This is a genomic window from Streptomyces sp. NPDC058157, assembly GCF_042884105.1.
GTDB lineage: Bacteria > Actinomycetota > Actinomycetes > Streptomycetales > Streptomycetaceae > Streptomyces.
Genome location: NZ_JBHVUQ010000404.1, coordinates 1 through 2,106 on the forward strand (window position 1 = coordinate 1; position 2,106 = coordinate 2,106).

At 76.1% G+C, this 2,106-nt stretch carries 2 protein-coding genes; one reads left to right on the plus strand and one right to left on the minus strand.

Annotation, left to right across the window (positions count from 1 at the left end):
• Positions 1-159: 159 nt before the first annotated feature.
• Positions 160-1,287, minus strand: a complete 1,128-nt coding sequence (locus ACFVXK_RS38335) for a sensor histidine kinase (RefSeq protein ID WP_389621949.1) — start codon at positions 1,285-1,287, stop codon at positions 160-162.
• A gap of 146 nt (positions 1,288-1,433) precedes the next feature.
• Here ACFVXK_RS38335 and ACFVXK_RS38340 point away from each other — a divergent pair, with 146 nt between their 5' ends.
• Positions 1,434-2,024, plus strand: coding sequence for an RICIN domain-containing protein (locus ACFVXK_RS38340; protein WP_389621952.1), 591 nt, complete (start codon positions 1,434-1,436; stop codon positions 2,022-2,024).
• Positions 2,025-2,106 lie beyond the last annotated feature (82 nt).

The window sequence follows — 2,106 nt, forward strand, 5'->3', positions numbered from 1 at the left end:
GGTCGAGCAGGACCACGTCGGCGGCGGGCCCCGGGCCCGCCGCGAGCAGGGCGTCCACCGTGGCGACGGCCGCGACCAGGCGCAGCCCCGGGGCCCCGGCGAGCCAGGAGCGCAGCCCGTCCAGCAGCATCCGGTCGTCGTCGACCGCGGCGACGGTGATCACGCGGGCCAGCGCAGGGCGATCCGGGTCCCCTCGCCGGGGGCGCTCTCCACTTCGGCGCTCCCGCCGATGGCGGCCATCCGGGCGTGGACCGAGCGCCGCAGGCCGGTGCCCGCGCCGCGGGCCGCGGCGCGGGGGTCGAAGCCCGCTCCCCGGTCCACCACCGTGACCGCCACGCCGCGGCCCTCGCCGACGGCGGTGAGGTAGGCACGGCCGGTGCCGGCGTGGCCGCGCACGTTGTTCAGGGCCTCGCCGACGGCGGCCGCCAGCGCGTCGGCGACGTCCCGGGGCACGGCGGGGAGCGCCTGGTACTGGGCGGTGACCTTCAGGCCCAGGCATTCCGCGGAGCGGACGGCCGCCTCCAGGGCCGCGCCGGTGGGCGCGGTCCCGTCGGCGCTCCCGCCGGCGGGCGGGCCGGCCGGGTGCAGGGCCTCGTCCCGCTGGATGAGCCGGCGCAGGTAGGCGGCCTCCCGGGCGCAGCGCTCCCGCACCGGCGGGGCGTTGGCGTCCACCCGTCCGGCGGCGATGGTGGTGAGGGTGGCGAGCACCGTGTCGTGCAGGGCGGCGTGGTGGGCCATCCGTTCGGCCTGGCGGACCCGCCGGGCCTCGGCGGCGACGGCCTGTTCGCGGGCGGCGTCCAGGAGGGAGCCCTGGCGCCTGAGGTACCACCAGAACACCCAGGCCATGACGGCGGAGGAGAGCACCGCGTTGACGTGGCCGAGGAGTTCCGCGGAACGGGAGCCCGCCACGACGAGGTGGAGCGCGAGCGAGGTGGCGAGCAGCAGCAGGACGCAGGCGCCCGCGCCGCGCAGACCGAGGCCGACGGCGGCGGCCGAGCTCGCCGAACCGCCCAGCAACAGCAGCCAGCCGCTCTGGTCCACGGCCGGGGCGCCCATCGCCCGCAGCGCCAGCCACGGCAGGGCGCAGCCGGTGACGAGGACGTCGGCCCACACCCAGCGGCGGTCCATCCGGCCCCGGGCGTGCGCGGTCCCGTACAGCAGCAGGCTGAGGGCGGCGGCCGTGGCGAGGACCGCCCAGGCGGCCGCCGATCCGGGGGTGTGGCGGGCCACGGAGGTGAGGCCGGCGCTGAGGTGGCTGGCCCGGTACAGGCCGGTGGCCAGCATCATGAACCGTCGCGCGCGCTGAAGCCCCGAGCCCCCACCCACCACTGCCTCCGCCGTGAACACACCCCCCTGAACGGGTGGGTTCCGGGTACTCAGTTGATCTCGGTAGCTTCGTCGGGTCAAGGCCGTCCTCGGACAGGAGAGAACGCGTGGCTCGAAAGTCAACCCGCCTCGGCAGGGCCGCAATCATGGCCGCCCTGACGGGACTGCTCGCCCTGGTGGTGCCGCTGTCGTCGGCGCAGGCGGCGGAGAACCCCGGGATCGTCTACACCACGAACTTCCACAACGCCGCCCTCTACCAGCTGCACGCGGCCGTCAGCTGGAAGTGCCTGGACATGCAGGGCGGCGGCGCGCCCGCGGACGGCAAGGTCATCCAGACCTTCGACTGCAAGACCGGGCTCCACCAGATGTTCACGTTCCAGCGCACGGGCGGCGACACCTTCACCGTCGGGGCCTTCGGCGTCTACTGCCTGGGCACGCAGGGCGGGAGCACGGCACCGGGCACCCCGCTGAACCTGCGGAACGGCTGGGGCTGCTCCACCTTCACCTGGAACCACCGGGGCACGCCGCAGTACCCGAACCGCTGGGAGCTCGTCGAGGCGAGCACCGGGCAGTGCATCCGGGACACCGGGCGGCGTTCCGCGGTGGTCCTGGGCGCCTGCGGCAGCACGACCACGCCGTGGCCGGAAGTCTGGGCCCCGGAGTTCTACGGCTACCACGACTACGACCAGATCGGCTGAGGCCGGTCCGGTCGCAGCGGCCCGGTCCCGGGCTCGACGGGGGCCCCGCGAGGGACGGGCCGCGCGCGGCGCAGGCCGCGTG

What these genes read in the sequence shown, in the direction of transcription:
- ACFVXK_RS38335 (WP_389621949.1), bottom strand. Translation starts at nt 1,287, where the DNA reads ATGATGCTGGCCACCGGCCTGTACCGGGCCAGCCACCTCAGCGCCGGC.